Below are 18953 nucleotides of genomic sequence, written 5' to 3' on the forward strand. Positions count from 1 at the left end.
ACCAGCGTACTTCACGGTCATCGGTTCTTACGTTTTAAGGAACAATCTCTGACGCCGGCCAGTATGACGGCCGCGCATTCTGGTTATCTTGAATTGCTAAGGCACTATTCACAGCTTTAACTGTCACGTTATAGCCGTCAATCTCAATCACTGGAGACTCCTGTTTCAGATCTTTCGTCGCGGCTTGGATAGTCACTTGCCTCGTCTCACCAGGTACGAGCGAGATGTAGTTATCCGAGTAGAAGGCCGGGAGCACTCGTTCGCCTGAAGGTCCTCGATGAAGTTGCAGGTGAGTCATCAACGCAATTGTGTTTGTATTGTTCTTCAGATCGACCTCGAGAATCGTTTTGTCACCCTCAACGTGAGAGGAACCCGAGGCATTGAGACTGACGGGTGTCATCGTCTCAAGCGCGGCAAAGTCATCCTGCGCAACGTTCTGCCAATAGAAGTTGGTGGAGACTACAGAACCGGACGAATTGGTCAGGTCCAGCTTGACGAAGTATATCGATGAAATCCTGGCCGGCACTTCGATCTGCGCGATTTTGACCGTGGTGCTGGCAGGAATGTCATTCACCGGATAGGACTTTCCGAGAGCTTTCTCCCCGTCCAGGCTGAATACCGTAGCGGTTGCTGTGAGGTTGGAGAGCTTGTTCGCGGTATTGTTTACGACCTGAATCGCGCCGTTCGATTCGTTAAGTTGTATATGGATTGGTTCGGAAGCCTTCTCGACAGCAAAGAGTGAGGCGTTTGGCTCCAGGTCGTAATGATAAAGCTGCCAGACAAAGCTCGGCTGAGCCGGGTGACTCATCCAAGTAATGACACCCGTGGTGGTTTTGAACATCTCGGCATTTCGTCCCTCGTATATTGCGCGGAAGGTCTCATAGTTGGCGAGCTGACTCTTGCGTACAAAGTCGGCCAGATTGCGAATCTTTCCATATCGCTTCGCTAATACGAGAGGATACTCATCGCCCCGTTGAGCCCCTTTGGCTAAATCGTGCTGAGCCCAGTCGTCATTGATGCTCTCCCAATCCTCTTTCGGCATCATGCCCTGAATAGACTCGATCGTTGGGATCGAGACCGAGCCTACTTCTGTCTTGAAGCTTTCGTTGAACGCGTAGAAGTATCGTGGTGAGCGCCAGAAGTAAGGCCCGTGGGATGAGACCCCGCGACCATCTGCGGAGTTCGACTGATAGAGACGGCTCGGATCGAGGATCAGCATCTTTGCCTTGATTGCCTCGTCGAGAGCCTTCGGAGGATAGCCTTCGTTGCGGGCACACCAGACAGCAATGGCCGGATGGTTGCGATAGCGCAATACCTTATCTGTGACGTTCGCCATATAGGTGGGAATATCGGTGACATTGGGCCCATCCCCCGGATTTGGCTGAAAGAACTCATCCCAAAGGAGAATGCCATATCGATCCGCCAGGTCGTAGAAGTCGGGGCTCGTACTCTGTCCAACCCAGTTGCGAATCATGTTCATGTGAGCGAGCGCGTGCATGTGGAACTGCGCATCCAGGCGTTCGCGAGGAATTCGCTTCATCGCCTCGTCGAGGCCCCAGTTTCCGCCACGGATCATGATTCGAACACCATTTACTGAGATCGTAAGGTTGTCCGAGTCAGGCACTTGATACTCGACCTTCCGAATTCCGAACTGAGTCGATACGGATTGCGAGACAACTCCTCCTACCTCGAATCGCAGATCCAGGTGATAGAGGCTCTGCGCGCCATAGCCATTCGGCCACCAGAGAGAAGGCTTCATCACGTGCAGTTCTGGAATTGAGGTGCTGTCGAGTTTGATCTGCCGACTCCTGCCGGCATCCAACGAGACCGGTTCATGGAAGGTGATATCGCCCGAAGGACCGGTAATCACACCGGTCAATATGCCCTTTACGGATTTGGAGGTCCCATTCTCAAGAGTGGTAGAGATAGCGAGGTTCGCATAGGTGTGAGCGTTGTCCAGTTCACTGGTAACAAATGGATTCTTCACGAGGACGGGGCCTGTCTCCGAAAGTGTTACGGGGAGCCAGATCCCTGTGTCGCGGTCGCGGACCGCCGCAAGCCAGTCCCATCCGATCGTCGAAAGAAAGGTTGGTCCATCGATAGCCGTTTCACCTCCGTTCTTTCCGACCCCGAGGGCTACGGTATGTTCGTGTGGAATACCCGGATGCGGTTGCGGAGTGACAAAGACAGCCACAATGGAGCTGTGGCCCGGTTGGACTAACCTGGAGACTTCGAAATCGCCCCGAAGAAAGGCACCCCGAATGGTGCCGACCTTCTGCGAATTGACCCAGACTTCGGCAGCATAATTAATCCCTGCGAAGTGGAGCCAGACTTGCCGATGCTTGTATCTCGACGGGATCGTGACTGTTGATCGATACCAGTATCCCGTCTTGTTGAGGCTCTCGGGGATGTGACGCATATTCTCGCCATAGAGGGGCTCGGGATAGACCTTGTTGTCCACCAGGGTGGTAAGCACAGTGCCCGGAACGGTGGCCTGATACCAATCGGAAGGCTTGAAGTGGGAAGATGAGATCTCCTCCGGAGTCGCCGTCACCTTTGACGCATCCTGCATTGTCCAGTCCTTGACGGCCTCTTGGGCATGCGCGAGAGGCAGAGGCAGGACGATACCAATGGCGAGAATCCAGCGGAGCGTTACGAGCATAAGTTCACTTCCTTTAGACGGTGCGAGTTAGAACGTTAATGGCGACGGCCTGATTCGTCAATCTCACCATTCGCCTGACGTAAAAGCATTCCATTCATAACAAGTTCAACGCCGCAGATCTACAACCTGTGTCCATCGAGTAGTGCATCTCTGCACGGATTGTACCGGCGCCCAGGTTTCTGCTGTTCTACTTCTCTGATTCTCCACGGGAACCGTGAACACCCAGGTCTAGAGAGCTGGGTGTTCCGTCACAACATACGATCCATTGCAAGACAGCTTATTGCCATTTGAGAAGCGTAGCGCTGTATGCCGGAACCATAACACTTGCGCGAACACTTGATTTCCGCTCGGCGAGAGTAGTTCCAGAGAGCGCGTTGAGCGAAGGCCCCGTCAATCGCATTTCAGTTTTTACCTTGTGCTGACGGAGTGGATCGGGCAAATCGACTACGATATCTTTCTGATCCTTGTTGATGAGAGCCAGGAGCGACTGCTTGCCACGCTTGCCAAAATAGGTCGCCAGGTTACTGGCCTGATCAATTTTGCAGTCGTACATGTCGAATCCGGAAATTGACTCGCAAATTGCATTCCATAGTACAAGGGACGTATTTCGGTCGAGAGATTCGGTCCAATGGCTACCGGAGTGTAAAAACCATCCCCCTCCATGAAGGTTCACCCTTGCAAAACCTGCATTGGCGCAGGTCAGCAAGTAGTCAGCCCCCCAAAGAGCTGAGACGTAGGCGTTACTCACGTCCGGCTTCCCCCTCCAAAACAGGAGTTTCCTTCTGTCATTCGGTAGGGAAGTTTTTGAGAGACTCCTATCGCTTGATGAACCTGATTAATCTGTTTCGCCAGACGAGCATTGGGGCTGAGAAGAAACAGCGCATTCATGCTGGGATCCTTTGCCGGTCCCATCGCGTAAAAGTGGCTGCTAAGAAAGGTCGCATGATTGTCAGGACTTTCTGCGAATGACCGTACCCACTCCATATTGGTCGCTACATCGGGTCCTCCAAAACGAGCATCCGGGATTGCATGCGTTCCCATCCATGCGATTCTCACGTGGAGTGCCGTCCGTGCCGCGTTGATTTGCGAGCTGACGTGGGAATAGCAAGGAGAAATCTAGACATAATCTTGGAACAATAAGGATTTTCATCCGTTGTTTCCCGCTGAAAATTGCTTTGTTTTATTGTGCTAAGTTGTTGAAAATACGTCCTTCAGCATTTTCGCAACGAGATGGTCAGCGGTTCGATCCCGCTCAGCTCCACCATTAAAATCAAGTAGTAAGCCCGAAAATCTGGGCACAATAAACCCTCATCACTACGCTGCTTTACCTCCCTCCAGCACAAGCGCCGTGCGACTTTCCTGCCAGCATCCCTCTTCCCATTACCCACAGCCTGCGCTGTAGGTGCTCAGTGTCATCTCCGATGTGGAGTGACGCATCAGTTCCATGCTTACGCGAAGGCGAGCGCTTTGCGGACGGTCATCCACCCATAGAAAGGTGAGAGATTAGAGGTAGCCCGATCCACTGTCATCGGGGCTGTTAGTTTGCGTATTTTTGTTAGGTGAGGATTTCAATTGAAGAAGATTTTGCTGTTGATGCTGTTGGCAACTACGCATGGGTTCGCGCAGAAGACGCTGTTTTACATGACTGACCATCCGGATTCGGTGCGCGACTTTATAGAGCACCAGGAGAAGATCGATATCATCGTGCCAACCTGGTATAGCGTCGAGGAGAATGGCCTGGTCTCCGGTGAGCCGGACCCTTCGGTGATGCGTGTGGTGAAGCAGCGGCACATCGAGTTGTTTCCAATCGTGGCGATGTTCAACAAGTCAGGGTCGCATGTGCTGTTGACCAGCGAGAAGGCACAGGACGCAATGATTCGTACGCTGGTCGCAGCGTGCAAGGAGAATGGATACGACGGGTTCCAGCTTGACCTCGAAAATATCGCCTGGACAGACCGGGATGCGCTCTCTGCTACGGTAAAGCGGATTGCAGACGGGATGCACAAAGAGCATCTGCAATTACAGATCGCAGTAGTACCGAATGCACCCGGCTATCCTGGGCACGGCGGCTTCAGCAAGTGGATCTTTTCTGACTGGCGTGGTGTGTTCGACCTTAAGGCGATCAGTGACTCGGTGGATCTTCTCTGCCTTATGACGTATGACCAGCACACCCGATGGACGACGCCAGGACCTGTGGGCGGGTGGATTTGGACAAATGAGAATCTCGAGTATGCCCTGAAGGTGGTACCGCGGGAGAAACTCTCCCTGGGGATCGCGCTGTATGGATACCACTGGTACGCGGGTGACCCGGAGGCAGGCGGCAAGGAGCCGAGGCCGAACGTCACCGCCGATTATATCGGCGGGAAGGATGTGAAGACTCTACAGGAAACCTACAGTGCACAGGTGCAGTGGGACGCGCAGGACCACTCAACCTACTTCTACTTCTATCGCGACCAGATGCGTGAATGGATCTTCTACACGGAAGAGCGTGGGTTCCGCGACCGGTATGATCTGGCGAAGGAGCAGCATTTACAGGGAATCTGTGCCTGGGTGCTGGGGCAGGAAGATCCTTCGATCTGGAATGTGCTGCCTGAACGAAAATAGCAGTGCTGTATCCGCGTTTGCTTCGTTCGTGCTGCACGAACATAAGAGAGGGCAGAACGCTGTAGCCCGCAACCCTGCTCTGTGTGCTCCGATTACTCTGACGAAGGCCCTGAGGAGAAGGCTTCTTCCTACACAGTTGGACTGTCTGGAGCCGCAGGGGAGGAGTATGCCGCCTCCAGCCCTTGTCGATCCCAGTGGGCGGTTGTTGCGGCGGCTTCGTACGTGCTCTGAAGGAACTGGAGCAGGACTTTGTCCGGGGACTCAGACTGTCGCATGTCCTCGTAGGGCAGGATGAATTCCCCAAGGTTCGGGTCGAAGCGAGCCGCCGCCGGTTGGACGGAGCTCTCCGCATATCCCGATGGTTGCGGGTAGGCATAACTGTAGAACAGCGGCTCCATGCCTGGCGCTCCGGGCCAGAAGCCGCAACTGCTGACTTCATGGGAGTACGCATCGCGGGTTACACGATCCGGCAGGCCGGCCATGCTGGAATGCTCCGGTGCGGTTCGCCCGGAAAAGCGCGTGCAGGCAAGGTCCAGCGCACCCCAAAATAGATGGATCGGGCTCGCCTTGCCAATGAAGCGTGCGCGAAAGATGTTGAAGACCCTGGTGGTCTGCAGCAAAATTCGCCAGAACCGCTCAACGTACTCCGGATCGTATGCCTGGTGGGTGGTGTCCTGGTCAAACGGAATAGGCTGTGCCATCTCGACCGGCATGGGCCAGATGGGCACCGGCGTCCCCAGAGCTTCGAGGCTGGCCATTACCTCTCGATAGAAGGTAGCCACGGTCATCGGCTTGAGAGCGATGACCCTGCGATCACCTTCGCTTGTCTGTAGGACAAGGATGTGGTCGATGAAGTCGAAGTCGATCTGCAGGGTGCGCGTTCCCTGCCACATGGGGGATGTGGTGAGGCCCCGAACGGTAGGGAACAGCGTTACGTTCCAGGTGTGGTTGAGAGGCGGTGTCAGGGCAAGCCGAATCTTGCCGACAATCTGAGTCCAGAGCTGTAGCGTTACGCAGGTTTCTCCCCATGCGCTCTGAGGAAGCTCGGGCCAGACTTCGCTTTGTAGTTGTGCCGCATGGCGTTCAGGCGAGAGCATGAGAGTTTCTCCGAAATAAAAAGGCCGCGTAATTCCGTGACGCATCCCGATACTCGAATCTTACGCCGGGCCTGTTGCACCGGGGCATGTGACGCATCCGGCTGGTTCGGTGCACCTTCACCCGGTGGAAGTCGTAGGTTGTTGTTTCACTGGTAGTGGCCGGCGGATCCCCAGAATCAATTGTCTGTGAAGGTGACGAAGTTTGCCTTGTCTCGCGTACCGTTTAGCACTGTTCCGCGATGCACTGCTCCAGAACATCCATTGCGATAGCCGCCTCTTCGCGGGAGATTGTCAGGGGAGGGGACAGTCGAATACTGGTTTCACCGCAACCCAAAAATAACAGCCCATGCTCGAACGCACGATCGACGATCGCATCGCGTACCGCACTATGCGGTTGTTTCGACTTCTTGTCTTTGACGATCTCGATGCCAATCATAAGGCCGCGGCCACGTATGTCGCCGACGATCTCGTATTTCGACAGCCATGTTTCCGCGCGGGCCTTTATCTCTGCACCCACAGCAGCCGCATTGGATATCGCCTCTTCCTCAAGAACATCCATCGTCGCCAAGGCCGCGGCGATGGCGACTGGGTTGCCACCGAAGGTGGAGGCGTGGCTTCCCGGTTTCCAGTCCATGATTTCGGCCCTGGTCATGCACACGCTCAAAGGCATTCCACTGGCGATGCCCTTGGCCATGCATACCATGTCCGGCTCAACACCTGTGTGCTGGACCGCCCACCACTTGCCTGTGCGACCGGCACCGGACTGGACTTCGTCCACGACCAACAGAATTCCATGGCGGTCGCAGATGTTGCGCAGTTCCTGCAGGAAGACGGTAGGCGCTACGACGTACCCCCCTTCCCCCTGGATCGGTTCGACGAAGATGGCGGCCACCTCTTCGGGCGGGAGCATTGTCTTGAAGAGTCTGTCTTCGATGTAGCGCGCACAGGCGAGTGCGTATTCGTCTTCAGACTGTCCTGTGCCCGCACCGCGATACGCATAGGGATAGGGAACATGCGTTACGCCTGGCACGAGAGGCGCGAATCTTCGCTTCTGCTGCGGCTTGGAAGCTGTTAATGAGAGTGCACCCATGGTCCTGCCGTGAAATGAACCGAGGAAGCTGATGATGTTTTGCCGGCCGGTGTGATAGCGGGCAAGCTTCAGCGCGCACTCTACGGCCTCCGCGCCAGAGTTTCCGTAGTAGAACTTGTGTGGCCCTTTCATCGGAGCTACGGCGCTCAGTCGCTGCGCCAGGGCGGGCATTCCTTCGTAGTAAAAATCAGTGCCGCTCATATGGATCAATTCGGCGGCCTGCTCCTGGATGGCTTTTACCACCTTCGGATGACAATGCCCGGTAGAAGTTACGGCAATGCCGGCTGAGAAGTCCAGGAACTCGTTGCCGTCGACGTCTTCCATGCGGGTCCCACGGCCACGCTTCGCGACCAGGGGATAGCCACGCGTATAGCTTGGGCTCATGAAGCGCTCATCTGCTTCGATAACGGCTTTGGCTTTGGGGCCGGGTAGCACGGTCTTCAGCTTTGGCCCAAAGCGCGCCATTTCTTCGTCACACACTGTCTGAAACTGATTTGTCAAACGATCTTCCAATAGGATGCTCATCCTGTCCTCACAATGCTTTACGTTGCGTTTGGGTACGCGCCAACCGTTGTCTCCCTGGAAAAAGAGGCAACACCGCCTCTCGCTGGGAGATCAGCAAGCTGAGACTCGAAGTACAAATTGGATTTGGGAGGGGGTACGAGCTAGTCGCCGAAGAGATTGGGGCGACTCATCGTGGGGAGAAGGCAGAAGAGAATGCTCTCATTGAAGCGTGTCTCGATGTGGCGGTAGCTTCTCATCTGAGATGTCTTCCTTTGTGTTCTCTTTATGCGTTTCGTGCTAGTGCTGGCAGGGCCTGCAAAAGTGAACGAATTATACCTCCCGTCCAGGTGAAGTAGCCACACTTTTATCAACCGATATCGAAGCTGACACCCTGCGCCAGAGGAAGTTCGGTTCCGTAGTTGATGGTGTTGGTGGCGCGACGCATGTACTGCTTCCACGCGTCAGAGCCGGATTCGCGGCCACCCCCTGTTTCCTTCTCTCCACCAAATGCGCCGCCGATCTCCGCGCCTGAAGTGCCGATGTTTACATTCGCGATGCCGCAATCGGAACCGGTTGCAGAGAGGAAGCGCTCTGCCTCGCGCACGTTCAGGGTAAAGATCGAGGAAGACAATCCTTGCGGAACGCTGTTGTGCACCGCGATGGCGTCTTCCAGTTCCCGATACTTGAGCACGTAGAGGATGGGAGCGAAGGTCTCGTGCCGCACGATGTCTGTCTGCGTGGCGATCTCAACCAATGCCGGCCGTACAAAGAAAGCCTGGGGAATTTCGGCGAAGGAGATGCGCTCACCGCCGGTGATCTCTGCTCCGTCGCGTCGCGCCTGCTCCAGCGCCTTCTGCATGGCGTTGAAAGCCCGCTCATCGATCAGCGGGCCGACGAGAGTGCCAGCATCGCGAGGATCTCCCACAACGACCGAGGCATAGATCTTTTTAAGTTGCGGTACGAGCGTATCGTAGACCGATTCATGCACAAGGAGGCGGCGCAGGCTCGTACAGCGTTGCCCAGCCGTTCCCATGGCGGAGAACGCGATGGCTCGAACGGTCAGATGCAGGTCGGCCGTCGGCGTGACGATGGCAGCATTGTTGCCACCGAGTTCAAGAATCGCGCGCGCAAACCGCGCGGCTAAACGTGGAGCAACGGCGCGTCCCATGGCGGTTGATCCGGTCGCCGAGACAAGAGGGACGAGCGGGGAAGTGACGAGCTGCTCGCCGACGCTGACATCTCCAAGAAGAAGTGCAGCGAGTCCCTCGGGAACACCGCCGAATTTTGCTGCTGCGCGTTGAAAGATTGCTTGTGTTGCGAGTGCGGTGAGCGGGGTTTTCTCCGAAGGCTTCCAAATCACGGCGTTGCCGCAGACCAGCGCCAGCGCGGCGTTCCAGGACCATACGGCGACAGGGAAGTTGAATGCGGAGATAACACCGATGGCGCCGAGGGGATGCCATGTCTCCATCATGCGATGCGAGGGACGCTCCGAGGGCAGCGTGAGACCTCCAACTTGTCGTGAGAGGCCTGCCGCGAAACCACAAATGTCGATCATCTCCTGCACTTCGCCTAAGCCTTCGGAGAGAATCTTTCCTGCTTCGATCGTCACCAGTCGCCCCAACTGGGGGAGGGCGGCGCGCAACTCATCCCCGAGGAGGCGAATCAGTTCGCCGCGCTTCGGCGCGGGCACGGTTCTCCATTCGAGATAGGCCTTATGTGCCTGAGCGATCGCTTCTGCGGTGGCCGAAGCCGTCGTTCTCGGCGCCTGTGCAATCTCCTCGCCCGTTATGGGCGTATGCACGATCAGATCGCCGCCCGAATAGGCTTGGGGCGGTACACCGAGTTGGGTCAGCAGTGCGCGGACTTCGTCTTTGATGGGCGTGGTTGCACTTGTCGTCATGGGAGATTGCCGCTTTCTACGTGATCGTTTCCAGAGGTGTTGGAAGTCTGTGCGAGAACTTCGGCAAGGTGCAGGGGCCTGGCACCCGTATTCTGCATCACTTGTTCGCAGCAGCTAAAGCCATCGCTCACGATTCTAGTTTCTTGAGATGCGTTTCGAACAGCGGGCAGCAGGACACGCTCTGCAAGCTTTTGCGAGATGTCGAACTTGTCTTTCTCAAAGCCGAAGGGACCAGCCATACCGCAACAACCGGAGTCCAGGAGTGTTACCTGCGAGCCGGTGGCGCGAAGGAGGGTCATTTCATCGTTCATTCCCATGGTGGCACGGTGATGGCAGTGCCCATGCACAACAATCTTGCCGGTCAAAGAAGGTGGACGATACTCCGGAGCATATTTGACCAGAAATTCGCTCAATAGAAACGTTTGCTCGCGGAGTTTGAGAGCGCGGTCGTCATGCGGCAGCAAATTGGTGAGCTCGTCGCGGAAGACCGTCGCGCAACTTGGTTCGAGAACGACGATGGGAGTACCCTTTGCCAGTTGCGGTGACAGCGCATCGAGAACCTTGAGCAGATATTTCTTTGCCGTATCCAGCATTCCGAAGTCGTAAAGAGGCCGGCCGCAACAGAGATGTTGCGACGGAAGAACGACTTTGAAGCCCGCTTCGGTCAGTACTTGATGTGCCGCTCGCATGGTGGGTGGATGGAAGTAATTATTAAAGGTATCGGCCCAGAGAAATACCTCAGTGCCAGCGCCGCTCTTTGACTGCTTCTCACGGGTGAATGGTTTGGAGAAGCGCGGGAAACTTCGCTTGTGGTGGATGTGGAGCAGGGACTGCATGGTTCTACCGATGACCGGAGCGTTGTTGATCGCGTTCACTATGCCGGGAGCGAAGCTGGCGAGGCGCGCCCAAACATCGATCCTTCCGAAGGCATAGTGCGAAAGAGGCCGCAGGCGTCCTTCATAATGATGCGAAAGGAACTCGGACTTATACGTTGCCATATCGACGCTGACCGGGCACTCGCTCTTGCAGGCCTTGCAGGAAAGGCAAAGATCCAACGACTCTTTGACCTGCTTGTTCTTCCATCCCCCTTCGAGAACTTCGCCCTGCATCAGTTCCCACAGAAGATGTGCGCGGCCTCGCGTGGAGTGCATTTCCTCGCCCGTGGCCATAAAGCTGGGACACATCGATCCAGCGTCTGTCTTTCGGCAAGCGCCGACACCGACGCAGCGAAGATTGGCTGAGGCGAAGGAGCCGTTATCTTCAAGCAGGGCGAAGTGCGTTTTGGGTTTCAGCGGTTTGTAGTCCGCGCCCAGACGGAGGTCTTCATGAGGCTCGTGTGCGTCAATGAGCTTGCCCGGATTCATCTTGTTGGTGGGATCCCAGAGGCGTTTGAAGGCGCGGAATGCTTCCATCAATTCAGGGCCGAACATCTTCGGCAGAAGAGCACCGCGTGCCTGTCCGTCGCCGTGCTCACCCGAGAGCGACCCTCCATGGGCGAGCGTGATCTCCGTCGCGCGATCCAGAAAATGGCGGAAAGACAGAATGCCGGCTTCGGTTTCGAGGTCGAAGTTGTGGCGCATGTGCACACAACCTTCGCCGAAATGACCGTACATCGGGCTGGTGTAGCGGAACTCCTGCATCAGCGCATAGATGGAACGCAGGTAGGAGCCAAGCTGCTTCGGGTCGACAGCAGAGTCGTCCCAACCCTCCCATCCTGTTCCTTTGCCCGGAACGAATACGGTGGCAGCAAGACCAGACTCGCGAATGTGCCAGATGCGTGAAGCCTCGGCCGAGGTATAAATGCGAACCGAAGGAGGCTGCGGGAGCACCGCGACAGCGGCGGCGAGTTCTTGAGCTTTCCTATTCGCTTCTGCCTGGGTTGCGCCTCCGAATTCAACGATCAGAAAGCCCTCACCGGAAGGAAGAAGCGCCAGGTCGTCCGCCGACTTCTGCTTACGGCGCATGGCATCGAGCAAGAGTCCATCCATGCCCTCGAGTCCAATGGGATGGTGTTCCAGCAGTGTGGGTACATTGTCGGCGGCAATGAAGATATCTTCGAAACCGATGCCCATCAGCGTGCGGAACTGCGGGCTATGTACCAGCTGCAGCGTCGCACCGAGGATGATGGCGCATGTTCCTTCGCTGCCCACAAGCGCGCGAGCAACGTTGAAGTTACTCTCCGGTAGTAGTTCGTCGAGGTTATAGCCAGAGACGCGGCGAGCAATCTTAGGGAAGCGAGCGCGAACCTGTTCGGCGTAACTGGTGGCGAGTTGTTTTAGCGTCGTGTAAATCTCGCCCGTGCGCCCGCCCGCAGCGATCTGCTGCTCGAGCTCCGCTGCACTGGTCGGGCCAACCGTCATACGTGTGCCGTCATAGAGCAAGAGATCGAGCGACAGAATGTTATCGACCGTTTTGCCGCCCATCAGTGCGTGTACGCCGCAGGAGTTGTTGCCGATCATGCCGCCGATCGTGCATCGGCTGTGGGTAGCGGGGTCAGGAGCGAAGGTCAGATGAAACTGTTCGGCCGCCTCGCGAACGCGGTCCAGGATGGCGCCCGGCTGAACATGGACGGTGCGTGCCACCGGGTCCACGGCAGAAATGCGGTTCATATACTTCGAGAAATCAAGCACGACGGCGAAGTTGCAGCCCTGACCTGCAAGACTTGTCCCAGCCCCGCGGGACAGTATCGGCGCATCGAAAGCTCGACATACAGCGACAGCCGCGACGACGTCTTCTTCATCAAGCGGGAGGACCAGGCCGATGGGAACCTGGCGGTAGTTCGACGCATCGGTCGCGTACAAAGCCTTCGACGCGGGGTCAAAACGTACTTCGCCGCGTACTTTTTTCCTAAGCTCCTTTTCAAGCTCGTCCGCGCCTGGAAACTGATCGCGGGCGCGGGCATGAGAGCTTGGCAAGAGAACGAGGGACGAGTTGGACATTACAAAACGTTCTCCGGGTTATAGATGAGAGATGCGGCCTAGGTCTTGGTATTAGCGGTCATCTTGAAGATGGCTTGCGCATTGGAGCTGTCAAAGCCAAGATCCAGGACTTTCTTGCCGTCGACCTCATCTGGTAAAGATAACCGAGTAATGAACTCCAGGAATGACCCTGGGACTTCTTTCTCGACAACGCTTCCATCTTCCGCAAGGAACGGTCTCGAGACCTGAGCGGCGTGGAACGCGGTCTGGCGCACTCTGCCCGATTGCGACTTCTCGACGGTAGCCTTCATGGGCTGTCCGAGCGCCTTCTGCTCCTCGGCGAGCGCATCTACATCCTCCACGCGATCTGTAACGTGGTTGAAGACATTGCCTTCTGTCGATATCCATGCGGCTTCAGCGGACTCGTTCAAAAGAACGGTGTAGTCCGCAAGAGAAATGTTGCCATGCTGCCGGCCGAAACAGGAAACCAGTACGGGAAGAAGCGCGGCCGCCTGGTCTACGCTGAGCGAATGCGACGACTCCAACTCATCGAGCAGCGCCTTGGCTTCGTGAGTCAACGGATCGACCGAGCTCGAGACGATTCGGCCGAGCGCTTCCTGAAACTCAGGTGAGAATCGCTCCGGGTGAAGTTCACTGATGAAGAACTGAGCGATTGCTTCCGGATACTCCACCTGCGCGTAGGAGCGGCCTGTCATTTTAAGACGCTCAAGCGGATAAAGCCCCTTGAGGGAGTAGCCCAAAGGCTGGAGGATTCGCGTAATGGAGGCTTGTCCTGCGGGAAGCGCTCCCATGCCTTCCATCGCGATCGTGCGCACCGCTCCGTGATCGTGCATCACGGTCCGGTTGTGAGCGAGGCAGTGCTGCACATATTTCCTGGCCGCGGGAACCCGCTCAATAAGGTCTGCAAACAGCAGCATATTCAGAGCTTGTGCAATCACGGCACGGGAGACCTTTGTGCCTGACTCTTTGCCCAGTTCTTCGTCGACGACGAGAACATTGGAAAGCTGCTTTGCTTTTTCCGGCCCGATAAGTACATCGAGCAATTCTTGCAGGGTGCTGTCAGTCTTGAGTTGCATGAGTGTTCTTCCTCTCAGGAAATCTCTGGTGTCCTCATCGGCAAGGATGTTTCATCCGGCGGTGACAAGGATACGCATTGCCGTGCTTAATAGTCATCCCCCGCTCGGGGGAAAGTAAAATGCTATAGTTTCAACACATTATGAAATTTAGGAATCAATAGCGAGGAGCTGCTGCGGTGACCCTGCTTCCATCACTCACCTGTCTTGAATCATTCGAGTGTGTCGCAAGGCATGGGAGCATCTCTCGCGCCGCCGCCGAACTGAATGTGACGCAGAGCGCGGTAAGCCGTCAAATTCTTCAATTGGAAGAGTTGCTGGATGTCGCCCTCTTTGAGCGAGTGCGGCAGCGTGTTGTGATCACGGACGCGGGGAAGATCTACCTCAAAGACGTCAATCGGATCATGATTGACCTCAAGGACTCAACCAGCAAGATCATGGCATGCGGTGGGAGTCCGAGCATTCTCAACCTCGCGGTGCTGCCAACCTTTGCCACGCAATGGCTGGTGCCGAGACTCTCTATCTTTCTGCGGAAAAATCCCGACGTCACCGTGAATTTCGCGACGCGCACGACACAGTTCGACTTCGAAACCGAGCCGTTCGATGCCGCAATTCACTATGGAATCGCGAGTTGGCCGGGTGCTGTGACGCACCATCTTATGGATGAAGACACGGTTGCTGTCTGCAGTCCGAAGTTCCAGGCGGCGAGCCGAATCAAGAAGCCGGCAGACCTGGTTGGCACAACATTGCTGCATCAATCCACACGCGCTTCCGCCTGGGCCGAGTGGTTTTCCGTGTTGGGAGTCGACAACTCTCACCCCTTACGGGGTCCTCGTTTCGAGCAGTTTTCCATGATAGCGCAGGCCGCCGCCTGTGGATTGGGCGTGGCGCTTTTACCGAAGCTCCTCATCGAAGACGAACTCGCCTCCGGGAAGCTGTCCCTGTTGTTCTCTCATTCGGTGAGGAGTGCAAATGCTTATTATGTTGCAGTGCCGGAGAGCAAAATCTCGTCACCCTTCGTAACCGCATTCACGCACTGGATCGTCCAGGAGTCAAAAAGCGCAGCACCTTCGGTAATTCGAAAATCTCATAACTCATCCAAAAAATATTGATACTGAACGTTATCGTTTCTGCGTCCTATCGCATAGGACGGATGTCTGGCTCACTTCGGTTTATGTAAGACTCCAGCCTCATCTGCAGTTCCGCTGCGCGTTCACCATCGTGACAGACGATCAGTACTGTATCGTCTCCAGCAACCGTTCCCACCACGATCTCCCACTCTTCTCGGTCTACACTCGCAGCCACCGGTTGCGCACCGCCTGTTCTCGTCAGCACGATCAACAGGTTCCCAGCTCGTCTTACGCGAATAGCGAAGTTCTGGATTACGCCTTCGATTTTTGGATGAGTGTCATCTTCTTCCTGACGGTTGGCCTTTGGAAGTTCATATCCACTTGCGCCCTTCAGCAGCTTCAATTCACGAATATCGCGGGATAAAGTTGCCTGTGCCACATGAATCCCGCGCCCGGCTAACTTCCTGCGGAGCATGTCCTGATTCATTACGCCCCGTTCGTTCAACACCTCACGAATCGCGTTTTGGCGCATGGCTTTTAACTTGCCACTATAGATCGGATTGGTCGATATGATGCTCACACCGTGCATAATACCTGTTCGAGCTGGTCGAGTCCCCAGTCAAGGTCTTCTGCAGCGATCATCAGGGGAGGCGCGATGCGCATGACGGTATCGTGCGTTTCCTTCGCCAGTACCCCTCGATCGCGCAGTCTTTCGCAGAAAGCCCGAGCCGGCGAATTGAGCTCAATCGCAAGCCACAGCCCCTTTCCGCGAACGGCCACGACATGCTCGCTGGACATCGCCCTCACCCTCGCCAACGCATGACGGCCCAGCTCGGCAGATCGTTCCGGAAGCCGCTCGTCAACGATCACCTTAAGCGCCGCCCTCGCCACCGCACAGGCCAGTGGATTTCCGCCAAAGGTGCTGCCATGGTCGCCGGGGCCGAACACGCCCAGCACGGACGGAGAAGAGAGCACTGCGGAAACAGGATAGAACCCACCAGACAGAGCCTTGCCTGCTATGACCACGTCGGGACAGACTCCCTCATGCATGTAGGCGAAGAGCTTACCCGTCCTGCCCAGACCTGACTGAATTTCATCGACGATCAACAGCACATTGTTTTCCCTGCAGATGCGTTCCACATCGCGCAGATATCCATCGGGAGGCACGATCACTCCCGCCTCTCCCTGGATCGGTTCGACAAGAAAGGCGCAGGTGTTCGGTGTGATACTTGCGCGCAACGCTTCTGCATCGCCGAACGGAACATGTCGAAATCCGGCGGGGAAAGGTCCAAAACCGTATCGATACTGAGCCTCCGTAGAGAAGCCCACAATCGAAATGGACCGGCCATGAAAGTTATTGGCGCACACCACGATCTCGCTCTGATCCGTGGGAACGCCTTTGACGGTCTCTCCCCACTTGCGCGCGGCTTTCAAAGCCGTCTCTACGGCCTCTGTTCCGGAGTTCATCAATAAGGCCATGCCGTATCCGGTCAACTCGTGCAGATCGCGCAATAGCAACGGAAGCTGATCGTTGCGAAATGCGCGCGATGTCAGCGTCACCTTCTGAGCCTGCTCTACCAGGGCGCGGAAGATCGCTGGATGGCAATGTCCCTGATTTACGGCAGAATAGGCTGACAGAAAGTCGAGGTAACGTTTGCCCTCCACATCTGTGACCCATGCTCCTTCTGCCCGTTCGATGACAACGTCCAGAGGATGATAGTTGTGCGCTCCGAACTCATCCTCCAGCGCAATCAATTCCTGCGCACGGTCCTTCTTTTTCGGAAGGGGGTGAAGCTCCGGCGTCAATTTCATCACAAGACACTTGGCCGCTCCACCGGCTTTCAGGAATTCACTCAGATCTGTTTGAATCACCTCGAAGCCTCTTGCACGAAGCTCTGCCTCCAAGTGGTTGCTTACGCGGTGCAAGACGATCGTTCGTCCGATGTTCACTGCATTGCAGGCAAATTGCAGAGCGTCCATTTCATCGACCGCAATGCGCTGGCCGGGTGAATAGAACTCGTGGATCTTCCGCAGGGATGCAGCATCGAACGCTGCCGGGTAGTAGAGCAGGGAACCATCTTCGAGTGGAGCAAAGCAAGTATCCAGGTGGTAAAAGCGGTCATCGACGAGATGCAGTCCCTCCACTTCGATATCCCATAGATCAGCTAGAACTGAATGGCTCGCTTGCGCGGTACGCCTTCCAAACCCCACCCATAGACGGGTTCCATCACTGGAAAAAAGAGCATCGCCTTCCCCTTCGAACGGCCTGTCACGGGGCAAATCGACGACACGGTACCCAGCGGCGCTAAAGAACTCACGAAAGTATTGCTCTTCGCCTTGCCGCTCCACATGAGAGAAGCTGCTGAGTGCGACTGTTCCTTCATGCGCCAGGCCGGCATTTGCCGTAAACACCATGTCCGGCCAACCTGGTACCGGATCAATCAGTACGAGAGGGGCAAGTTGCGAAAGAATGTCTTGCAACCGGTTCCATTGTTCTGTTGCGAGGACCCGGGAAGAACTCCCCATGTTTCCACTCATCCAGGGATTGATGACGTAATTCACCTCATATTGCAGCGGTCGGCACATGAGGAGTGTCGGGGTTGTAGCACGTTCACGTGTATGGATCTCTTCAGCAGGAAGCAGTTCAACGCTCATGATCATCGCTCTCCAAGGCTGATGGAGAATGGCATGTGCCTCTTTCAAAGGTCAATGAGAATGATTATTCGCTGTAACGTGAATAGATATTCACTCACGAAGAAGAACCGGTCATGCGGGAATGAAACTGCTGCCGGATGTCCTCGCTCTGCTGTGCCGGTGCCTCTTCGAGTTGCACTCTTTGCGAATGAAGATGCTCTCGCAGAGCAGAATCGGAGAGATGGACCAGGTTGATATCGACATTGAGCAAGACGCTGCTTATCGATGCGCGCAACAACAACGCACCCGCGACGACATCGCTTAACACACGGTCGTCCGACAACTTCGTGGCGGTATCGGCGACTGCCATGCAGGTGCACATCTCACGGGCTGCTTCCAGCGGAATGCGTATAGCGTCGAGCAGGGCGGTGTTCATCGCCAGGGCTCGGGCTTGCGTCTCGTCTTCTGTGATGTGGGGCATCGCGCGGGCTCTCAGGTATGTTTGAAAGGTATTCGCGTCCGCGTCCGCAAAGGCTCCCAAGCGTTTCATCGATATCCCAAGGCTGTTCTTCGCTTCCAACAGGATTTGTTGACGAGGAGAATCTGTATCCACATGCCGTAGGGAAATCGCAATGCCTTTTGAGATCAGTGCCAACCCGAAGACAGCGGACACCACCGAGACAGAGCCGCCACCCGGCGTCGGTTTCACTGACGCTATAAGATCTCGCATTTCTGCCAAGTTAAGATCCCAGAACGATGCGCCCGCGCTATTTGTCATATCTGCTTTACCAGCCACAATCGAAAGTTGAGATACTGCAGGCCGTGAACGATCATGCCCCCGTCTTTCCTGTCCTCGGTAGCGTCGAACGGCGCGAACCGGTCGACAATCGGCTCAACAGATGAGCATCTTCCTCTCGCGCTATTGGAGTGGAAAGCACGAGGCTTGTTGTTGGCATTCCGTAGGGTAAGAGTTTTTCAATCAGCGTCTCTAATTCGGAAGTCGATGCCAGGATGACTTTGAGCAGAAATGCATCCGATCCGGTCAGGTGATGACATTCCTGGACCGAATCCAGGCTGTTTAAGAACTTCAAGAACGGTCTGTACCGCTGACCATCGCAGGTCAATCGGATAAACGCCGTGATGGTCAGGCCCAAAGCCTGCAGATTGATCTTGGCCCGATACCCCTGGATAAACCCAAGGCTCTCGAGCTGTTTGACCCTCTCGTTCGCGGCCGATGGCGACAGGCCCACCATCCGGCCCAGCTCCGCGAAGGGAAGCCGGGCGTCTTTTGCCAATTCAAAAAGGATGCTCTTGTCGATTGAATCCAGGCCGTCGATTTTCATCAGGTCACTTTCTGCGATCAAGTGTATATCTTTGGCT

The 18953-nt window shown here is 55.8% G+C and carries 13 protein-coding genes; 2 read left to right on the plus strand and 11 right to left on the minus strand.

All coding sequences use genetic code 11. The annotated features are described in order from the left end of the window. Positions 1-34: 34 nt before the first annotated feature. Together ACIX8_RS09725 and ACIX8_RS25610 are read right to left on the minus strand one after the other, a co-directional pair. Positions 35-2662: a glycoside hydrolase family 2 protein gene (locus ACIX8_RS09725; protein WP_014265166.1), complete on the minus strand. Its 2628-nt coding sequence runs from the start codon at positions 2660-2662 to the stop codon at positions 35-37. Between the two features lie 277 nt (positions 2663-2939). Next, the gene (locus ACIX8_RS25610) at positions 2940-3410 is read right to left on the minus strand and encodes a hypothetical protein (protein WP_150110557.1); all 471 of its coding nucleotides are present in this window, start codon (positions 3408-3410) and stop codon (positions 2940-2942) included. Between the two features lie 824 nt (positions 3411-4234). Between ACIX8_RS25610 and ACIX8_RS09740 the strand changes: the two genes are divergently transcribed. After that, complete coding sequence (locus ACIX8_RS09740) at positions 4235-5266, plus strand: glycosyl hydrolase family 18 protein (RefSeq protein WP_014265167.1); 1032 nt, start codon at positions 4235-4237, stop codon at positions 5264-5266. Positions 5267-5394: 128 nt separating this feature from the next. Here the strand turns inward: ACIX8_RS09740 and ACIX8_RS09745 are convergent, their stop codons facing one another. The 5 genes from ACIX8_RS09745 to ACIX8_RS09765 form a co-directional block, all read right to left on the minus strand. Beyond that, positions 5395-6363, minus strand: a complete 969-nt coding sequence (locus ACIX8_RS09745) for a DUF5996 family protein (protein WP_014265168.1) — start codon at positions 6361-6363, stop codon at positions 5395-5397. A gap of 223 nt (positions 6364-6586) precedes the next feature. Continuing rightward, complete coding sequence (locus ACIX8_RS09750; RefSeq protein WP_044178275.1) at positions 6587-7918, minus strand: acetyl ornithine aminotransferase family protein; 1332 nt, start codon at positions 7916-7918, stop codon at positions 6587-6589. A 406-nt stretch (positions 7919-8324) separates the two neighbouring features. After that, complete coding sequence (gene amaB / locus ACIX8_RS09755) at positions 8325-9857, minus strand: L-piperidine-6-carboxylate dehydrogenase (RefSeq protein ID WP_014265171.1); 1533 nt, start codon at positions 9855-9857, stop codon at positions 8325-8327. Then, positions 9854-12796: an FAD-binding and (Fe-S)-binding domain-containing protein gene (locus ACIX8_RS09760; RefSeq protein WP_014265172.1), complete on the minus strand. Its 2943-nt coding sequence runs from the start codon at positions 12794-12796 to the stop codon at positions 9854-9856. The genes amaB and ACIX8_RS09760 overlap by 4 nt, the downstream gene beginning before the upstream one ends. Positions 12797-12834: 38 nt before the next feature. Continuing rightward, entirely contained in the window at positions 12835-13872 is a 1038-nt protein-coding gene (locus ACIX8_RS09765) for a DUF1338 domain-containing protein (RefSeq protein ID WP_014265173.1), read from the minus strand. 176 nt (positions 13873-14048) lie between these two features. Here ACIX8_RS09765 and ACIX8_RS09770 point away from each other — a divergent pair, with 176 nt between their 5' ends. Beyond that, the gene (locus tag ACIX8_RS09770; protein WP_014265174.1) at positions 14049-14981 is read left to right on the plus strand and encodes a LysR family transcriptional regulator; all 933 of its coding nucleotides are present in this window, start codon (positions 14049-14051) and stop codon (positions 14979-14981) included. A gap of 25 nt (positions 14982-15006) precedes the next feature. Here ACIX8_RS09770 and ACIX8_RS09775 read toward each other — a convergent pair whose 3' ends face one another. The 4 genes from ACIX8_RS09775 to ACIX8_RS09790 form a co-directional block, all read right to left on the minus strand. Next, positions 15007-15528 carry an arginine repressor gene (locus ACIX8_RS09775; RefSeq protein ID WP_014265175.1) on the minus strand — a complete coding sequence of 174 codons (522 nt, stop codon included), beginning with the start codon at positions 15526-15528 and terminating at the stop codon, positions 15007-15009. Next, a complete protein-coding gene (gene rocD / locus ACIX8_RS26395) occupies positions 15516-17594 on the minus strand; it encodes an ornithine--oxo-acid transaminase (protein ID WP_014265176.1) in 2079 nt (692 codons plus the stop codon). Before rocD ends, ACIX8_RS09775 begins: the two co-directional genes overlap by 13 nt. A gap of 94 nt (positions 17595-17688) precedes the next feature. Then, a complete protein-coding gene (locus ACIX8_RS24540) occupies positions 17689-18369 on the minus strand; it encodes a cyclodeaminase/cyclohydrolase family protein (protein WP_150110558.1) in 681 nt (226 codons plus the stop codon). 34 nt (positions 18370-18403) lie between these two features. Further along, the gene (locus ACIX8_RS09790; RefSeq protein WP_223295502.1) at positions 18404-18937 is read right to left on the minus strand and encodes an Lrp/AsnC family transcriptional regulator; all 534 of its coding nucleotides are present in this window, start codon (positions 18935-18937) and stop codon (positions 18404-18406) included. Positions 18938-18953 lie beyond the last annotated feature (16 nt).

Origin of the sequence: Granulicella mallensis MP5ACTX8, assembly GCF_000178955.2 — a bacterium.
Classification (GTDB): Bacteria; Acidobacteriota; Terriglobia; order Terriglobales; family Acidobacteriaceae; genus Granulicella; species Granulicella mallensis.